General features: G+C 72.5%; 15 protein-coding genes. 7 read left to right on the top strand and 8 right to left on the bottom strand.

All coding sequences use genetic code 11. The annotated features are described in order from the left end of the window. The first annotated feature begins 87 nt into the window (after nucleotides 1-87). On the top strand, nucleotides 88-2874 hold the full coding sequence (ppc, locus tag ABZU53_RS00400) for a phosphoenolpyruvate carboxylase (protein WP_354854130.1): 2787 nt from the start codon (nucleotides 88-90) through the stop codon (nucleotides 2872-2874). 125 nt (nucleotides 2875-2999) lie between these two features. Here ppc and ABZU53_RS00395 read toward each other — a convergent pair whose 3' ends face one another. Further along, entirely contained in the window at nucleotides 3000-3866 is an 867-nt protein-coding gene (locus tag ABZU53_RS00395; RefSeq protein WP_355062946.1) for a hypothetical protein, read from the bottom strand. 54 nt (nucleotides 3867-3920) lie between these two features. Here ABZU53_RS00395 and ABZU53_RS00390 point away from each other — a divergent pair, with 54 nt between their 5' ends. Continuing rightward, the gene (locus ABZU53_RS00390; RefSeq protein ID WP_355062944.1) at nucleotides 3921-5069 is read left to right on the top strand and encodes a DNA recombination protein RmuC; all 1149 of its coding nucleotides are present in this window, start codon (nucleotides 3921-3923) and stop codon (nucleotides 5067-5069) included. Nucleotides 5070-5092: 23 nt separating this feature from the next. Here ABZU53_RS00390 and ABZU53_RS00385 read toward each other — a convergent pair whose 3' ends face one another. Next, entirely contained in the window at nucleotides 5093-5503 is a 411-nt protein-coding gene (locus tag ABZU53_RS00385; RefSeq protein WP_355062942.1) for a hypothetical protein, read from the bottom strand. Nucleotides 5504-5606: 103 nt separating this feature from the next. After that, the gene (locus ABZU53_RS00380) at nucleotides 5607-6650 is read right to left on the bottom strand and encodes a 4-hydroxy-3-methylbut-2-enyl diphosphate reductase (protein ID WP_354854124.1); all 1044 of its coding nucleotides are present in this window, start codon (nucleotides 6648-6650) and stop codon (nucleotides 5607-5609) included. An 85-nt stretch (nucleotides 6651-6735) separates the two neighbouring features. On the opposite strand from ABZU53_RS00380, the gene xseA reads away from it, so the two are divergent. Next, nucleotides 6736-7977 (top strand): exodeoxyribonuclease VII large subunit, encoded by a 1242-nt coding sequence (xseA, locus tag ABZU53_RS00375; RefSeq protein ID WP_355062940.1) that lies wholly within the window; start codon nucleotides 6736-6738, stop codon nucleotides 7975-7977. Nucleotides 7978-8007: 30 nt separating this feature from the next. Beyond that, nucleotides 8008-8229 (top strand): exodeoxyribonuclease VII small subunit, encoded by a 222-nt coding sequence (locus tag ABZU53_RS00370; RefSeq protein ID WP_354854120.1) that lies wholly within the window; start codon nucleotides 8008-8010, stop codon nucleotides 8227-8229. A gap of 64 nt (nucleotides 8230-8293) precedes the next feature. Here the strand turns inward: ABZU53_RS00370 and ABZU53_RS00365 are convergent, their stop codons facing one another. From ABZU53_RS00365 to ABZU53_RS00355, 3 genes are all read right to left on the bottom strand, one after another. Beyond that, a complete protein-coding gene (locus ABZU53_RS00365) occupies nucleotides 8294-9145 on the bottom strand; it encodes a hypothetical protein (RefSeq protein ID WP_354854118.1) in 852 nt (283 codons plus the stop codon). A gap of 234 nt (nucleotides 9146-9379) precedes the next feature. After that, nucleotides 9380-10192, bottom strand: a complete 813-nt coding sequence (locus ABZU53_RS00360) for a hypothetical protein (RefSeq protein ID WP_354854116.1) — start codon at nucleotides 10190-10192, stop codon at nucleotides 9380-9382. A gap of 119 nt (nucleotides 10193-10311) precedes the next feature. Further along, nucleotides 10312-11163 carry a DUF4245 family protein gene (locus ABZU53_RS00355; protein ID WP_355062938.1) on the bottom strand — a complete coding sequence of 284 codons (852 nt, stop codon included), beginning with the start codon at nucleotides 11161-11163 and terminating at the stop codon, nucleotides 10312-10314. 158 nt (nucleotides 11164-11321) lie between these two features. Between ABZU53_RS00355 and glpX the strand changes: the two genes are divergently transcribed. Together glpX and ABZU53_RS00345 are read left to right on the top strand one after the other, a co-directional pair. After that, nucleotides 11322-12353, top strand: coding sequence for a class II fructose-bisphosphatase (glpX, locus tag ABZU53_RS00350; protein ID WP_354854110.1), 1032 nt, complete (start codon nucleotides 11322-11324; stop codon nucleotides 12351-12353). Then, the gene (locus ABZU53_RS00345) at nucleotides 12350-13321 is read left to right on the top strand and encodes a DMT family transporter (protein WP_355062937.1); all 972 of its coding nucleotides are present in this window, start codon (nucleotides 12350-12352) and stop codon (nucleotides 13319-13321) included. The genes glpX and ABZU53_RS00345 overlap by 4 nt, the downstream gene beginning before the upstream one ends. A gap of 7 nt (nucleotides 13322-13328) precedes the next feature. Here the strand turns inward: ABZU53_RS00345 and ABZU53_RS00340 are convergent, their stop codons facing one another. After that, entirely contained in the window at nucleotides 13329-13514 is a 186-nt protein-coding gene (locus ABZU53_RS00340) for a hypothetical protein (protein ID WP_355062935.1), read from the bottom strand. 237 nt (nucleotides 13515-13751) lie between these two features. Here ABZU53_RS00340 and ABZU53_RS00335 point away from each other — a divergent pair, with 237 nt between their 5' ends. Beyond that, on the top strand, nucleotides 13752-13910 hold the full coding sequence (locus ABZU53_RS00335) for a hypothetical protein (RefSeq protein ID WP_355062933.1): 159 nt from the start codon (nucleotides 13752-13754) through the stop codon (nucleotides 13908-13910). A 253-nt stretch (nucleotides 13911-14163) separates the two neighbouring features. On the opposite strand, the gene ABZU53_RS00330 is transcribed toward ABZU53_RS00335, so the two are convergent. Further along, complete coding sequence (locus tag ABZU53_RS00330; RefSeq protein ID WP_355062931.1) at nucleotides 14164-15774, bottom strand: hypothetical protein; 1611 nt, start codon at nucleotides 15772-15774, stop codon at nucleotides 14164-14166. Between the last annotated feature and the right edge of the window lie 35 nt (nucleotides 15775-15809).

Here is a 15809-nt window from a genome sequence, read left to right as displayed (position 1 = left end):
AGAGCCCCTCCTGCCAGCCGGCCCGACGCGGATACCATCCAGGGAGTCGGACAGCGCTGTCCTTCGTACTCACGTAAGGAGCGCATCGTGACCGACCAGCACGACCACGACGGCCCGGACGCCGCGCTGCGCGCTGACATCCGCCGACTCGGCACCCTCCTCGGCCAGACCCTGGCCCGCCAGGAGGGCCGCCCGCTGCTCGACCTCGTCGAGGAGATCCGCGCCCAGGTCCGCTCCGACGTCCCGGCCGCCGCCCAGCGGCTCGGCGGGCTCGACGTGACCACCGGCACCAAGCTGGCCCGCGCCTTCTCCACCTACTTCCACCTGGCCAACATCACCGAACAGGTGCACCGCGCTCGGGACCTGCGTCGCCGCCGCGCCGTGCAGGGCGGTTGGCTGGACCAGGCGGCGAAGATGATCGCCGAGCGGGGGGTGCCGGCCGAGGAGATCGCCGCCGCGGCCCGCCGGCTGGCGGTCCGGCCAGTCTTCACCGCCCACCCGACCGAGGCGGCCCGCCGCTCGATCCTGTCCAAGCTGCGGGCCATCGCCGACGAGCTGGACACCGAGACCGCCAACGCGATCCTCTACGGCGCCAGCGACGAGGGCCCGGCCAACCGCCGGCTGGCCGAGTTGCTTGACCTGATGTGGCAGACCGACGAGCTGCGGCTCGACCGGCCCGACCCGACCGACGAGGCCCGCAACGCCATCTACTACCTGCGCGACCTGTACGCCGAGGCCGCCCCGCAGGTGCTCGACGACCTGGCCGACACGCTGCGCACCCTCGGCGTGGAGACGTCGCCGACGGCCCGCCCGCTGAGCTTCGGCACCTGGATCGGCGGCGACCGGGACGGCAACCCGTTCGTCACCCCGGCGGTCACCCGCGAGGTGCTGACCATCCAGCACGAGCACGGCATCGCGGCCACCGAGAAGGCGATGGACCACCTGATCAACGAGGTCTCGGTGTCCCGCCGACTGCGTGGGGTGTCGCTTGACCTCTCCGCCAGCCTCGCCGCCGACCTCGACGCGCTGCCCGAGGTGGCCCCCCGGTTCCGTCGGGTCAACGCCGAGGAGCCGTACCGGCTCAAGGCACGCTGCGTGAAGGCGAAGCTGGCCAACACCCGGCAGCGGCTCCGCCAGGGCACCGCCCACGTCCCGGGCCGCGACTACCGCGGCTCCGCCGAGCTGATCGCCGACCTGGACCTGCTGCGCGCCTCGCTGGCCCGCAACTCCGGGCAGCTCACCGCCGTCGGCCGGCTGGCCTCCACCATCCGGACGGTCTCCGCGTTCGGCCTGCACCTCGCGACCATGGACGTTCGGGAGCACGCCGAGGCGCACCACGCGGTGCTCGCCCAGCTGTACGAGGCCGTCGGCGAGGTGTCCGACTACCCGGCGTTGAGCCGGTTGGAGCGCACCAAGCTGCTCGCCGACGAGCTGACCGGCCGCCGGCCGCTGTCCACCCTGGACACCCCGCTGACCGAACCGGCCCGCAAGACGTTCGACGTGTTCAGCACGATCCGCGAGGCGCAGGACCGGTTCGGCACCGAGGTGATCGAGTCGTACATCATCTCGATGACCCTCGGCGTGGACGACGTGCTCGCCGCCGTGGTGCTCGCCCGCGAGGCCGGGCTGGTCGACGTGCACAGCGGCCGGGCCCGGATCGGTTTCGTGCCGCTGCTGGAGACCCCGGGCGAGCTGAACGCCGGCGGCGAGATCCTTGACGAGCTGCTGTCGCTGCCCGCGTACCGGGCGCTCGTCGCGGCCCGGGGCGACGTGCAGGAGGTCATGCTCGGCTACTCCGACTCCAACAAGGAGGCCGGGATCACCACCAGCCAGTGGTCGATCCACCGAGCCCAGCGCGCGCTGCGCGACGTGGCCGCCCGGCACGGCGTACGCCTGCGGCTGTTCCACGGTCGCGGCGGCACGGTCGGCCGCGGCGGCGGCCCGACGCACGAGGCGATCCTGGCGCAGCCGTACGGCACGCTTGACGGCGCGATCAAGGTGACCGAGCAGGGCGAGGTGATCTCCGACAAGTACACCCTGCCCTCGCTGGCGCGGGAGAACCTGGAGCTGACCCTCGCCGCGGTGCTCCAGGCGACGCTCCTGCACACCGCGCCCCGGCAGCCGGCCGAGATGCTGGAACGCTGGGACGCGACAATGGACGTGGTCTCCGAGTCGGCGTTCCGGTCGTACCGGTCGCTCGTCGAGGACCCGGACCTGCCGGCGTACTTCTGGGCGTCCACCCCCACCGAGCTGCTCGGCGCGTTGAACATCGGCTCCCGGCCGGCGAAGCGCCCCAACACCGGCGCCGGGCTGTCCGGGCTGCGGGCCATCCCGTGGGTGTTCGGCTGGACGCAGACCCGGCAGATCGTGCCGGGCTGGTTCGGCGTCGGCTCCGGCCTGGCCGCCGCCCGGGAGGCCGGTCTGGCGGACGTGCTCGCCGAGATGCACCGTAACTGGCACTTCTTCCGCACGTTCCTGTCGAACGTCGAGATGATGCTGACCAAGACCGACCTCAGCATCGCCCGCCGGTACGTCGAGACCCTCGTGCCGAAGAAGCTGCACCCGATCTTCGAGCAGATCGAGCGGGAGTACGAGCTGACCAAGCGCGAGGTGCTGGCGGTGACCGCCTCCCCCGCCCTGCTGGAGAACTCGCCGGTGCTCCAGCGCACCCTGGCCGTCCGGGACACCTACCTGGAGCCGCTGCACCACCTTCAGGTGGCGCTGCTGCGGCAGTACCGGGAATCCGGCGCGGCCGGCCGTGCGGTGGCCACCGCCCCGGGTGGCCGACGCGCCCCGAGCGACGGCACGGCCCTGGAGCGGGCGCTGCTCACCACGGTGAACGGCATCGCCGCCGGCATGCGCAACACCGGCTGATCAGGCAGCACGGCAACGGGCCCCGGTCGCCACGACCGGGGCCCGTTGCGCATGTCAGCCAGCGGGTTCAGAGGTCAGCGGCCCGCCGCTCACCAGTCACCGCTCTCAGTCAGCGCCCTCGGCGCTCACCAGTCGCCGCCGCCGAAGTCGCCGCCGCCGAAGTCGCCGCCGCCGAAGTCGCCACCACCGAAACCTCCGCCACCGAAGTCGCCGGCGGCATAGTCACCGCCGCCGAAGTCGCCCGCCTGGTCGGCGCCACCGAAGTCGCCGCCCTGGTCGCCGTAGTCGCCGCCCTGGTCGCCGGCGTCGCCGCCCTGGCCGTCGGCGTAGTCGGCGCCGTCGCCGAAGCCCTCCTGGTAGCCCTCGTCGTACCCGTATCCCGGGTCGGCGAAGGCCGGCGAGAACAGCGCGTCGGCGATCAACATGCCGCCGAGCACACCGGCCCCCGCGCCCAACGCGGTCTTCCACCACGGCGTCGAATACCAGCCCGCCGGCACCGGCCGACCCTGGTAGCGGCCACCGGGGTAGTAGTAGGGCGTCTGCCGACCGGGCTGCGGGCCGGCCCGGAAGGTCTGCCCCTGCACATCGACCTCGCGCTCCTTGGTGAGCTGCCCGACGCCCCGCGCGGCGGCCAGCGCCGGCACCTCGGGGCCGGGGTCGATCCCCAGCGCGGTCCGCGCCGCCCGGATGTACGCCAGTCCCTCCAGCGCGGTCTCCCGGGCGAGCGCGAACTGGTGCGGCGTACGCGCCTGCTCCAACTGCGAACCCGCCGCGTTGTACCGCTCACCGGCGTCGGCCAACGCCTGACGGACCGCCGGCTCGTCGCCCTGGAGGGTCAACAGCTGACCACCGAGGCGCTCGTACCAGCGGTGCGCCTCGGCGCGGGCGTCGCCCAGCTCCGTACGCCGACGGGCGGTGCCCTGAGCGCGGATGAGCGCCGCGGCACCGAGCGCGCCGACCAGCACGATCGCGAGGCACAGCACAAGTTCCATGTCATCGAACGTACCCCCGGGTGTCACGTCGTACCCGTCTGGCAAGCTCCGGTGATGGACGTCTCGACGCTGCTGGTGGTGATCGTGTGCCTCGGTGCCGGCGGGGCGGTGGGCTGGCTCGCGGCCCGGTCCCGGTCAGCGGCCGACATCGCCAGGCTGGATGCCACCCTGACGGCGACCCGCGAGGGCGAGGGGCGGCTGGAGCAGTCCATGCGGGCGTTGAGCTACGAGGCCACCGCGCAGTCGCAGGAGGCGGTGGCCCGTGCCGTGGCGCCGCTGCACGACAGCCTGCGCCGCTACGAGCAGCGGGTCGCCGAGCTGGAGCACGACCGGGTCGACGCCTACGCCGAGCTGCGCGAGCAGGTCCGCTCGATGAACGCGGTCTCCGGGGAGCTGCGCACCGAGACCAAGCAGCTGGTCGCCGCGCTGCGCGCGCCGCAGGTGCGGGGCCGCTGGGGCGAGCACCAACTGCGCCGGATCGTCGAGGCGGCCGGCATGCTGGAGCACTGCGACTTCTCCGAGCAGGTCACCGCCGCCACCGACGACCAGGTCGTCCGCCCGGATCTGGTGGTCCGCCTGCACGGCGGCCGGTCGGTGGTGGTGGACGCGAAGGCGCCGTTCGACGCGTACCTCACCGCGATGGAGGCCCGCGACGAGCGCGGCCGGGACACCCACCTCGACGCGCACGCCCGACACCTGCGGGGGCACGTCGACGCCCTGGCCGCCAAGTCGTACTGGACGGCGTTCGACAGCTCGCCCGAGTTCGTGGTCCTGTTCGTGCCCGCCGACCCGTTCCTCGACGTCGCGCTCCAACGCGACCCGACGCTGTTGGAGCACGCGTTCGCCCGCAACGTGGTGCTGGCCACGCCGGCCACCCTGGTCGCCCTGCTCCGCACGGTGGCCTACTCGTGGCGGCAGGAGGCGCTGGCCCGCAACGCGGTGGCGGTGCACACCCTCGCCCGGGAGCTGTACGGCCGGCTCTCCACCCTCGGTGACCACGTGGGCAAGCTCGGCTCGTCGCTGGCCGGCGCGGTGACCGCGTACAACAGGGCGGTCGGTTCGCTGGAGGCGCGGGTGCTGGTCAGCGCCCGCAAGCTCGCCGAGCTGGGCGTCTCGGACGACGAGCTGGCGGCCCCCGCCCAGGTCGAGCTGACCCCCCGCCAGCCGCAGGCGCCGGAGCTGCTGGACGACGCCGACCGCTGACCGCTGAGTGGGCGCCGAGGTCGCTAGCGGCGGTTGGCGTTCTCGACGACGAACGGCGTGCCCTGCTGGCAGGTGGTCATCATGCCGGTCTCCACCCGGCCGGTGACGGTGACCCGGGCACCGGCGGCCAGCACGTCCCGCGGGCCGCCCACCAGCAGGTAGCCGTCGAGCAGCAGGCAGTTCGGCTCGACCCCGGCGGTGATCGTGCCGGTGAGTTCGGTGGCGCCGACCGGTGGCGGGACGCTGGGCCCGCCCGGCGACTTGAGCGGCGGGGAGGGCGTGATCGCCGGGGCGGGGCTGCTGGGTGACGCCGGGGTGGGTTGCCCAGCCGTTGCCGACGGCGCTCCGGGGGTGGTGGAGCCGTCCGTCCCCCCGCAGGCGCTCAGCGCCGCGCAGACGACCAGGGCGGGGACGACGAGCCGAAAGGTCCTCATGCCGCCTTCGACGCACCGGGACGACGCGGCGTTCCCACAGTGATCCGCGCGCTGGACCACCGGCGGCACGGCCTGCCCGCCGTGATCCGGCACCCGAACGTGCTCAGCCGCGGGTCGCGGCGGCCTTCATGTCCCGCTTCAGCTCCTGCGGAAGCGAGAAGGTCAGCCGCTCGTTGGCGGTGGTGATCTCCTCGACGTCGGCGAACCCGCGTGCGGCCAGATGCGCCAGCACGTCGTTGACCAGGTCCTCCGGGACGCTCGCGCCGGAGGACACCCCGACCGTGCGGGCGTCGGTCAGCCAGGCGTCGTCGATCTCGTGGGCGAAGTCGACCAGGTGACCGGCGCGGGCGCCGGCGTCCAGGGCGACCTCGACCAACCGGACGGAGTTTGAGGAGTTCGTCGAGCCGACGACGATCACCACGTCGCACTCGGGGGCGATCTCCTTGACGACGTGCTGCCGGTTGGACGTGGCGTAGCAGATGTCGTCGCTGGGCGGGGACTGGAGCAGCGGCAGCCGGGACTTGAGCCGGGCGACCGTCTCCAGCGTCTCGTCCACCGAGAGCGTGGTCTGGGAGAGCCAGACGACCTTCTCCGGGTCACGAACGGTGACCTTGTCGACGCCGTCCGGGCCGTCCACGAGCTGGATGTGCGCGGGAGCCTCACCGGCGGTGCCGATGACCTCCTCGTGCCCCTCGTGGCCGATCAGCAGAATGTCGTAGTCCTCGGCGGCGAAGCGCTTCGCCTCCTGGTGCACCTTGGTGACCAGCGGGCAGGTCGCGTCGATGGCCTTCAGCGAGCGCTCCCGGGCCTGCTCGTAGACCTCGGGCGCCACGCCGTGCGCCGAGAAGATGACTGTGGCGCCCTCGGGCACCTCCTCGTTCTCCTCCACGAAGATCGCGCCCTGGGCCTCCAGCGTCTGCACGACGTGCTTGTTGTGGACGATCTGCTTGCGCACGTAGATCGGGGCGCCGTAGAGCTTCAGCGCCTCCTCGACGGTCTGCACGGCGCGATCAACACCCGCGCAGTAGCCGCGGGGCTTGGCCAGGAGCACGCGCTTGCCGGTCCGGAGATCAGTCACCCCCCCATCGTACGTGCCCGCCGACAACCCACCACGGCCCACAACCCCGGGCTGCATCCCGTTGATCATGAAGTTATTGCCACGACACGCCGCCACCCAGCGCAATAACTTCATGATCAACGGGGTCCAGCGGGGGTGGTCGTAGGGTGGGCGGGTGAGTGGGGTTGGTGGGGACGCTGCGCGGAGCAGCGCGGAGGAGCCTTGGCCGGTTCGGGTCGTCTCGCAGAAGGTCGGGGCGTGGATCGCCAAGCTCGGCTGGGTGTGGGTGGACGGGCAGGTGGCGCAGATCAGCCGCCGTCCCGGGGCCACGACTGTCTTCCTCACCCTGCGTGATCCGTCGGCCGACCTGAGCCTGACCGTCACCACCAACCGCGACGTGCTGGACGCCGGCGCTCCGGAACTGCGCGAGGGTGCCCGCGTGGTGCTGCACGCCAAGCCGGAGTTCTACGCCGCGCGGGGCACGCTGAGCCTGCGGGCCGACGAGATCCGGCAGGTGGGGCTCGGTGAGCTGCTGGCCCGGCTGGAGAAGCTCAAGAAGCTGCTCGCCGCCGAGGGGCTGTTCGACCGGGCGCGCAAGCGCCGGCTGCCGTTCCTGCCCGGCCGGATCGGACTGATCACCGGCCGCGCGTCGGCCGCCGAGCGGGACGTGCTGACCAATGCCCGGCGGCGCTGGCCGGCCGTGGAGTTCCGGACGATCAACGTGGCCGTGCAGGGCCCGTCCGCCGTGCCGCAGATCGTCGACGCGCTCAAGGTGCTGGACGCCGACCCGAGCATCGACGTGATCATCATCGCCCGGGGCGGTGGCGGCATCGAGGACCTGCTCCCCTTCTCCGACGAGGCGCTCTGCCGGGCCGTGTTCGGCTGCCGTACGCCGGTGGTCAGCGCGATCGGCCACGAGACGGACGCGCCGCTCGTCGACTACGTCGCCGACCTGCGGGCCTCCACCCCGACCGATGCGGCCAAGCGGGTGGTCCCCGACCTCACCGAGGAGGTACGCCTCATCGGTCAGGCCCGGCACCGACTCGAGCGGGCGGTCCGCAACCTGGTCGACCGGGAGTCCCACCGCCTCGACGGCCTGCGGTCCCGGCCGGTGCTAGCCCGGCCCCAGGTGATGGTGGAGCACCGCGCGACGGAGCTGGCCGGGCTGCGTCAGCGCGCCGGCCGTTGCCTGGACCACCGGCTCGCCGGCGCCGACGACGATCTGCGGCACACCCTGGCCCGGCTGCGCGCCCTCTCCCCCGCCGCCACCCTGGACCGGGGGTACGCGATCGTGCAACGCGCCGACGGGCACGTCGTACGGGCGGCGGCCGAGGTCGGCAAGGGCGACCCGCTGCGGGTCCGCCTCGCCGACGGTGAGCTGGCCGCGACGGTCGACGGCGACGTGGCGACGCGGTGACCCGGACGGGGGTGTGCTGAGATGGACGCGATGACTGACGACACGAAGGCCGGGCCGGACGAGCGGCTCAGCTACGAGCAGGCCCGCGGCGAACTCGCCTCGGTGGTGGAGCGGCTGGAGGCCGGCGGCACATCCCTGGAGGAGTCGCTGGCGCTCTGGGAGCGCGGCGAGGCACTGGCGGTGATCTGCCAGCGCTGGTTGGACGGCGCTCGGGCGCGGATCGACGCTGCCCGGCAGGACCCCGCGTCCTGACCGCGGACGGGGTGGCCGGAACCGCCGGTGGGGCGGCCGGAGCCACCCCACCGGCGTACGACGATCAGTTGAACAGGCTGTAGAGCTCGGCCGGCGCCTCGACGACCTGGTCCGCCGGCGGCTTCTGCGCGGCGGTGGCGGAACCGTAGTCGGAGTACGTCATCTTGATCTCCTGGGCGGCGGTCTGCCCGGCGGCCGGGAGTTGCAGCACCAGCTCGCTGAGCCGGCCCTGCGGGTCGACCTTCGCGGTGAACGGGACCGTCTTCGCCTGGGTGCCCAGCGCGGCGATCGTGGCGGCGTTCAGCGAGCCCGCCTCGGCGGCCTTGGTGACGTCGATGGTGCCGGCGTACGTGCCGGTGCCGGTGCTGCGGACCTCGGTGATGCCCTGGGTCAGCACCGCGCTGCCGGCGGGGTCGACCTTCTCGAAGTCGAAGCCGAGGTTCTTGTTGCCCTTGATGCGGGCCTGGTCGAGGTGCTGGTACTTGCCGAGGTTGAGCTGCTTGATGGCGGGCAGGCTGTCGGCGGTGGGGCCGGTCAGCTCCAGCTTCACCCAGCTGTCCGGCTTGGCGTGGATCACGTCGAGCTTCATCGCCAGGTCGGAGGAGGGGCCGCCGATGGAGAACTTCATGGCGGCACTCTGACTCGGCTGGTGCACCTGCCCCTCGGCGGTCGAGCCGGCGCCGGAGAGGGTGAACCGGAAGTTGCCGTTGCTGATCTCCTTGGTGGAGTCCAGCAGCGCCTGCTTGGCGTCGCCCGGCACGGGCGTACCGGCGGACGCGCTGGGTACGCCGGACGCGCTCACCGTGGGGGACGCGGTCGATCCAGCGGTGCCGGTCGTACCGCCGGCGCAGGCGGCCAGGGCGGGCGTGAACAGGGCGGCGGCTACCAGGCCGGCACCGAGTCGTCGAACAGTCATACGTGTCTCCCAAGGGGGTCACCCGACGGCCTGGTCGGCGCCGGAAACCGGGCGACGCGGCAGCCCTTCGGCCACGCCGCGCGATCCGGGCCGAGCAGCTCGCCCGGATCACTCCCTCTTTGTTCCCTGTCGACGCGTCCGACAATCGCCCTTGACGTCCGGTTGTTCGCGGTGACCGGTGCGGAAAAGCCGGATCGGGGCGGCCCCTGGGCCGCCCCGATCCGTCGTGCCGACCTACTTGAACAGCTCGTACGTCTCGGCCGAGGCCTCGATGACCTGGTCCGCCGGCGGCTTCTTCGCGCCGGTGCCGGTGCCGTAGCCCGCGTACCCGATCTTGATGTCGTGCGCGGCGGTCTCGCCAGCGGCCGGCACCGAGATGACCAGCTCGGTGAGGCGGCCCTGCGGGTCCAGCTTGGCCGTGAAGGGCAGCGCCTTGGCCTGCGCGCCCAGCGCCTTGACCACGTCCTCGTCGAGGGCGACCGACTCGGTGGAGGCGCTGATGTCGATCTTGCCGGCGTAGGTGCCCTCGCCGGTCTTCTGCACGTCAGTCACGCCCTTGACCAGCGTCTCGCTGTCGACCGGGTCGAGCGTCTCCGGGTCGAGCTGGAGGTCCTTGATGCCCTTGACCTTGGTCTTGTCGAGGTGCTGGTACTTGCCCTTGTTCTTCGCCATCTCGGGCACCATGGCGGCCATGGCACCGCCGATGTCCATCTTCACCCAGCTCTCCGAGTCGATGTAGATGAGGTCCATCTCCATCGACACGTCCTGGGAGGCGTCACCCAGCTTCATGGTCAGCTGCGCGCTGTTGCTGGGCTTGTGCACCAGGCCGCCGCCGGTCAGGTCGGCGCCGGTCAGGGTGAAGGTGAAGTCGCCCTTGGCCGCCTCCTTCGTGGAGGCGAGCAGCGCCTCCTTCGGGTCGGCCGGTACGGCCGGGGCGGACGGGCTGGGCGCAGCTGCCGGCTCGGCAGCGTCGGACTTGCACGCGGCCAGGCCGGGGACGAGCAGGGTTGCGGCGAGGAAGCCGAAGCTCCACCGTCGAATGTTCACTGAGGTCTCACTTCACAGAGATGGACATGGCCCGGCCGCAGCGTGCGGACCGGACCGAGCCGAGGGAGCCTAACGGATACGCCCACCGGCGATGCGTTGGGCGTATCGATGTCGGACTGTCAGCGCAACGCGCCGGCGAGGTCGCGCAGCTCGTTGTCCCGGGCGTCACCGACGACGAGCACCGTGCGGGTCGGTTCCAGCAGCACCAGCGCCTGCTGGTTCCCCCGGGCCGTGTAGCGCTGCCAGGTGCGCCCGGCCAGCTCTGTCGGGCCCTGTGGCTGGCTCTGGTCGGTCAGCTCGGCGGGGAGCAGCTGCTCCGCGGGCACGTTGCTCTGTAGCAGCTGGACACCCCGCCCCTCCGGCGTGAGGTAGCCGATCCGCAGGTTCGCGCCGCCCTCGACGGTCTGGTAGCGGGCGCTGACCGTACGCCAGCCGGAGCCGAGCCCCTGCGGCTCGCTCACCGGGAAAATGTTCGCCGACCGTGCCTGCTCGATCGCCGGGGCCGGATCGACAGTGGTGGCCTGATCGCCGCCGAGGAAACCCCGGTAGAACGCCAGCAGCAGCGCGATCGGGATCAGCAGCACCAACAGCGAGATCGCCATGTCCTTGGGCGACCGCTCGGCCTTGGTCGCCGCCGCTGCCACCCGTGGCGGCGGCGCGGACCGCTCACCGGTCCCGGTGGCGTCGTCGGGCCCACCGGCGGCGTCACCCGGCACCGGCCGGGCCACCGAAGGCTGCACCGACGGGTCCGGCGCCGGCTCACCGGCAGCCGACGCCGGCTCACTGGCGACGAGGGCCGGCTCATCGGCAGCCGGGGCAGGCTCACCGGCGACAAGGGCCGGCTCGCCGGTGGCCGGCGCCGTCGGGCCGGTCGCGGCGGGCTCGGTGCCGGCGGGTTGGTCGACCGGCGGCTGGCCACCGGGCGGCGTGCGGTCGGCGGGTACGCGGTCGGCAGGCTGTGCGGGTTCCACCCTGCCATCTTCGCAGCCGCCCGACCGGCGGTATCCGGCCCATCACCGCCCCGCGCCGACGCCCGGTCGGCCATCGTGTGAGGATCAGCGACAAAGCCGGCAGCGGGACCGCTCCGCCGCCGGCCGTCCCCGCACCGTCGCGAGGAGGAGCAGCCGTCATGACGAACACCAGGACGCGGATCCCACAGGATCTCGACCGTAACCTGGCCCTCGACCTGGTCCGGGTCACCGAGGCCGCGGCGATGGCAGCCGGCCGCTGGGTCGGCCGGGGCGACAAGGAGGGCGGCGACGGAGCCGCCGTCGACGCCATGCGCAAGCTGATCAACTCCATTCAGATGCGTGGCGTCGTGGTGATCGGCGAGGGCGAGAAGGACAACGCCCCGATGCTCTTCAACGGCGAACACGTCGGCGACGGCACCGGCCCCGAGGTGGACGTCGCGGTCGACCCGGTCGACGGCACCACCCTGATGAGCAAGGGCATGCCGAACGCCCTCGCGGTGCTCGCCGTCTCCGAGCGGGGTGCCATGTTCGACCCGAGCGCGGTCTTCTACATGGAGAAGCTCGCCGTCGGTCCCGCGTACGCCGACGTGATCGACATCAACGCCGGGGTGGCCGAGAACGTGCGCCGGATCGCCAAGGTCAAGGGCACCGACGTGTCCGAGGTGACGGTCTGCGTGCTGGACCGCAGCCGCCACGACGACCTGGTCACCCAGATCCGCCGGACCGGGGCGGGCATCCGGTTCATCTCCGACGGCGACATCGCCGGCTCCATCGCGGCGGCCCGGGGCGAGTCGGACGTCGACGTGCTGATGGGCATCGGCGGCACGCCGGAGGGCATCATCTCGGCCTGCGCGTTGAAGTGCATGGGCGGGGCGATGCAGGCCAAGCTCTGGCCGCGCGACGACGAGGAGCGGGAGAAGGCGCTCGCCGCCGGGCACGACCTGGACCGGGTGCTCAGCACCGACGATCTGGTCACCGGGGACAACTGCTTCTTCGTGGCGACCGGGGTCACGTCCGGGGACCTGCTGCGCGGGGTGCGGTACCGGGCCGGCGGCGCGTACACCCAGTCGATCGTGATGCGCTCGAAGAGCGGCACCATCCGGGTGATCGATTCGTACCACCGGCTGGAGAAGCTGGCGCTCTACTCCGCCATCGACTTCGACGGTCGACCGCTGGCCGAGCAGGAGTGACCACCACCGGCACCGCGACACCGCAGACCCTCTCCGCGACCCGTCGGACCGCCGGTGTCGCGCTGGCGTCGGTCTCCGGGGTCGCGGTGGCGGTGCAGTCCCGCATCAACGGCGAGTTGGGCGTACGCCTGGCCGACGGCTTCGCCGCCGCGGTGGTCTCGTTCGGGTTGGGCCTGCTGGTGCTGCTCGTGCTGGTGCCCGCCACCCCCGGCGGGCGACGGGGGCTGGTCACGCTGCGGCGTGCCCTCGCGGCCGGCGCGCTGCGGCCGTGGCAGTGCCTGGGCGGCATGTGCGGCGCTTTCCTGGTGGCCTCGCAGGGGCTCACCATCGGCACGTTGGGCGTGGCGGTCTTCACCGTGGCCGTGGTCGCCGGCCAGTCCGGCAGCAGCCTCGCCGTGGACCGGGCCGGCATCGGCCCGACCGGCCGGCAGCCGATCACCCGGCAACGGCTGGCCGGCGCGGTCCTCACCGTCCTGGCGGTCGGCCTGGCGGTCGGTGACCGGCTGAGCGCGCCGGGCGCGCTGGCGCTGGCCCTGCTGCCGCTGCTGGCGGGGGTGGGCACCGCCTGGCAGCAGGCCGTCAACGGCCGGGTCCGGGCGGCGGCCGACCACACGCTGACCGCCACGCTCGTCAACTTCGCCGTGGGTGCGGCCACCCTGCTCGTCGCGTTCGCCATCGACCTCGCGGTACGAGGCTGGCCGACCGGACACCTGCCGAGCGAGCCGTGGCTCTATCTGGGCGGCCCGATCGGCATCGTGTTCATCGCGATCGCCGCGGCGATCGTGCGGTTCACGGGTGTGCTGCTGCTCGGCCTGGCCACCATCGCCGGTCAGATCGTGGGGGCGGTCCTGCTGGACCTGGTGCTGCCCACCGCCGCCTCCCACCCCGGCGTGAACACCCTGCTCGGGGCCGCGCTGACCATGGTGGCCGTGCTGATCGCCGCGCTGGCACCACCCGGCCGCCGCTGACCGGTTGTCACTCCACGAGGTCTGGCCGGTTGGCGGCGATCCACTTCTCTACGTCACGCCGACGCCACACCTTCCCCATGACCAACTGCGCAACGGGATCAGGGAAGCCCTTCTTGTTAGCGATGATGTTCGCTCGCTGACGGGAGATACCACCGAGCATCGCCCGTATCTCCGCAAGCCCAACGAGGTCCATACCTTGACGGTAGGCAACTGCCTGTGTTATCGCTCGACCAACGTTTCGAGTAGTCGGCTCGGGTCGTTGACTCGCGACAACTGCCGCGAGACTATGGTGAGCATGTCGTCGCGCACCGCAACGCCTGCTCATCGCCTTCCGATCGCCGCTGGGCACGCGCCCGTCCGCCCGATCTGGGTCTGTCGGCGCGGCTGCGGAACCTGGCCGTGCCCGGCCGCCCGGCTGACCCTGCGAGCGGTGTACGACGACGACCCGGTCGGGCTGGCCGTGGAGATGGCGGGTTACCTGTTCGACGCGACCGGGGACCTGGTGCGGCTCAACCCCGACGAGATGCCCGGACCAGAGGCGTTGTTCACTCGGTTCGTCGGGTGGACCAGGCGCACACCGTTCACATAAGTGATCGATTCCAAGGGCCTGACCGTCGAACGCCCGTTGATCGGGGACCTGTTCGCGGCGAGTTGACCTCCGCTGACCACAGGGACCGGATGCTCCCGGGCGGCACCGACCTCGGGCCGCTTCACCCGCCATCGCTGGCGATCTTGGACACTTTCCGTTAGCTGCTAACGGAAAGTGTCCAAGATCTACCCGGTCAACTGCCTCCCGCCCTGACACAACCCGCCCGCCGATACGTCCAGGGCCGCATCAGGCGTCAGCGGAGCGGAACCCGCGGCGGCAGGGGTTGATGGGGCGGATAGGCCGGCGTGCCACGCCGGTTCTTTTCACGAGCCGGGTCGGCCAGCTTGGCGAGCCGGACGGCCAGCACGAGTCCCGGCACGGTGGCCAGCAGGGCCAGCGCGACCGCCACCCGGATCTGTGCCGGGTTGCCGTTCAGCCAGCCGGCCAACGGCAGTCCGGCCAGGATCGCGGTGAGCAGGAGGTCGCCCGCGGTCCACCCGACCCAACGGCCCGGCGCGCTGCCGAGCCACGGGACGAGGAGCAGCACCGCCACCGCCAGCGCGGCCAACGGCACGACGCCGACCAGCACCGCCAACACGGTGCTCATGTCGTCGTGGCGGGACCAGGTGGCCTCCAGCACCATCCCCGCCAGCAGTATCGTCAGCGCACCGGCGATCCCCCACCAGCGACGACCGCCGCCACGGCGGATCGCCAGGTGACCGGCGACCACGGCGACCACGCAGCCGAGCAGCAGCGCGAGCACGATGGCGAGCAGCAGATCCGTCTCGCGTTGCACCGGTCCGCCGTCGTCCAGCGGAGGCAGTTCGTCCGCGCCGATCAGTCCGCTGTGCTCGCCGAGGAAGCCGTCCCGCCGCCACCCGCCGTCCGCCAGACGGCGCAGGAATCCGTCCCGACCGTTGGCGACCAGCACCTCGTGGCCGCCGCCGGCATGCGGATAGACGGTCAACTCCCGTGAGGAGAAGTGCTGGCGGACGTCGCCGGGGCTCGGGTACCGGCGGGCCAGCTCCTCGCGCTGCCCGTCCGACACCTCCCAGGCCACCTGCCAGGTCACGCCGGCGTCGTCGCTCTGCTCCACCCGTAGATGCCCGCTGGCCACCCGGTAGCAGCGCCGGGGCTCGTCCGGTGCGCACGCCTGCCGGCGCGATGGGTCCTGGGCGTCCAGTCGTTCCGTCTCGCCGTCGGTGGCGAGCCGCCAGGTGGTCGCCCCATCGTCGCTGACCGACCACTGGCCGTCGGCCGGTTCGTCCGGCCAGCTCGTGCCGGAGCCGTCGCCGACCGAGATCGCCGGGCGGCCGTCGAGCGTCGTGGTGCCGAGCGCGTAGGGGTAGCGGACCGCGCTGGTGGCGGCCACCGCCAGCACCGCCGGTGGCAGGACCACCAGCAGCCGGACCAGCCGAGCCGTCCGGCGCCGCACCGGTCGCCGCCGGGCCCGCGTCCACGCCCACCACGTCACCCCGAGCGCCGGCAGGGTGAGCAGATCGGTCCCATCGGCCCGGACCAGCGACGGCCCCGCCAGCGCGGTCCACGCCGAGGAGGCCAGCTCAGCGGCGTACCCACTGGATTTCACCATCGCGAACCCGGCGCCTACCGCGACCAGGCCGACCCACGCGGCCGCCCGGGCCGGCAGCCGCGGCATCAGCAGCGTCAACAGCACCGCCACCAGCGGCGGAGCGAGCACCAGGCCCGCGACGTCGCTCAGCTTGCCGGTGAGCAGGCCGGGAAACGCCGCCTTCAACACGTGGTCGTTGACCAGCAGCACGACCAGGGCCAGGAGTGTGGCCGGGTGGCAGAGCCACGCCAGCGTCGTGGGTGCGCCGTCACGCGATGTCTCGGGCCCCGTCATAACCTCAGGATCGACCCGGCGCGTCTCGGTCCGGA

The sequence above is a fragment of the Micromonospora sp. NPDC005194 genome, from assembly GCF_040608335.1.
GTDB lineage: Bacteria > Actinomycetota > Actinomycetes > Mycobacteriales > Micromonosporaceae > Micromonospora.
This window is presented reverse-complemented; position numbering and strand designations above follow the sequence as displayed.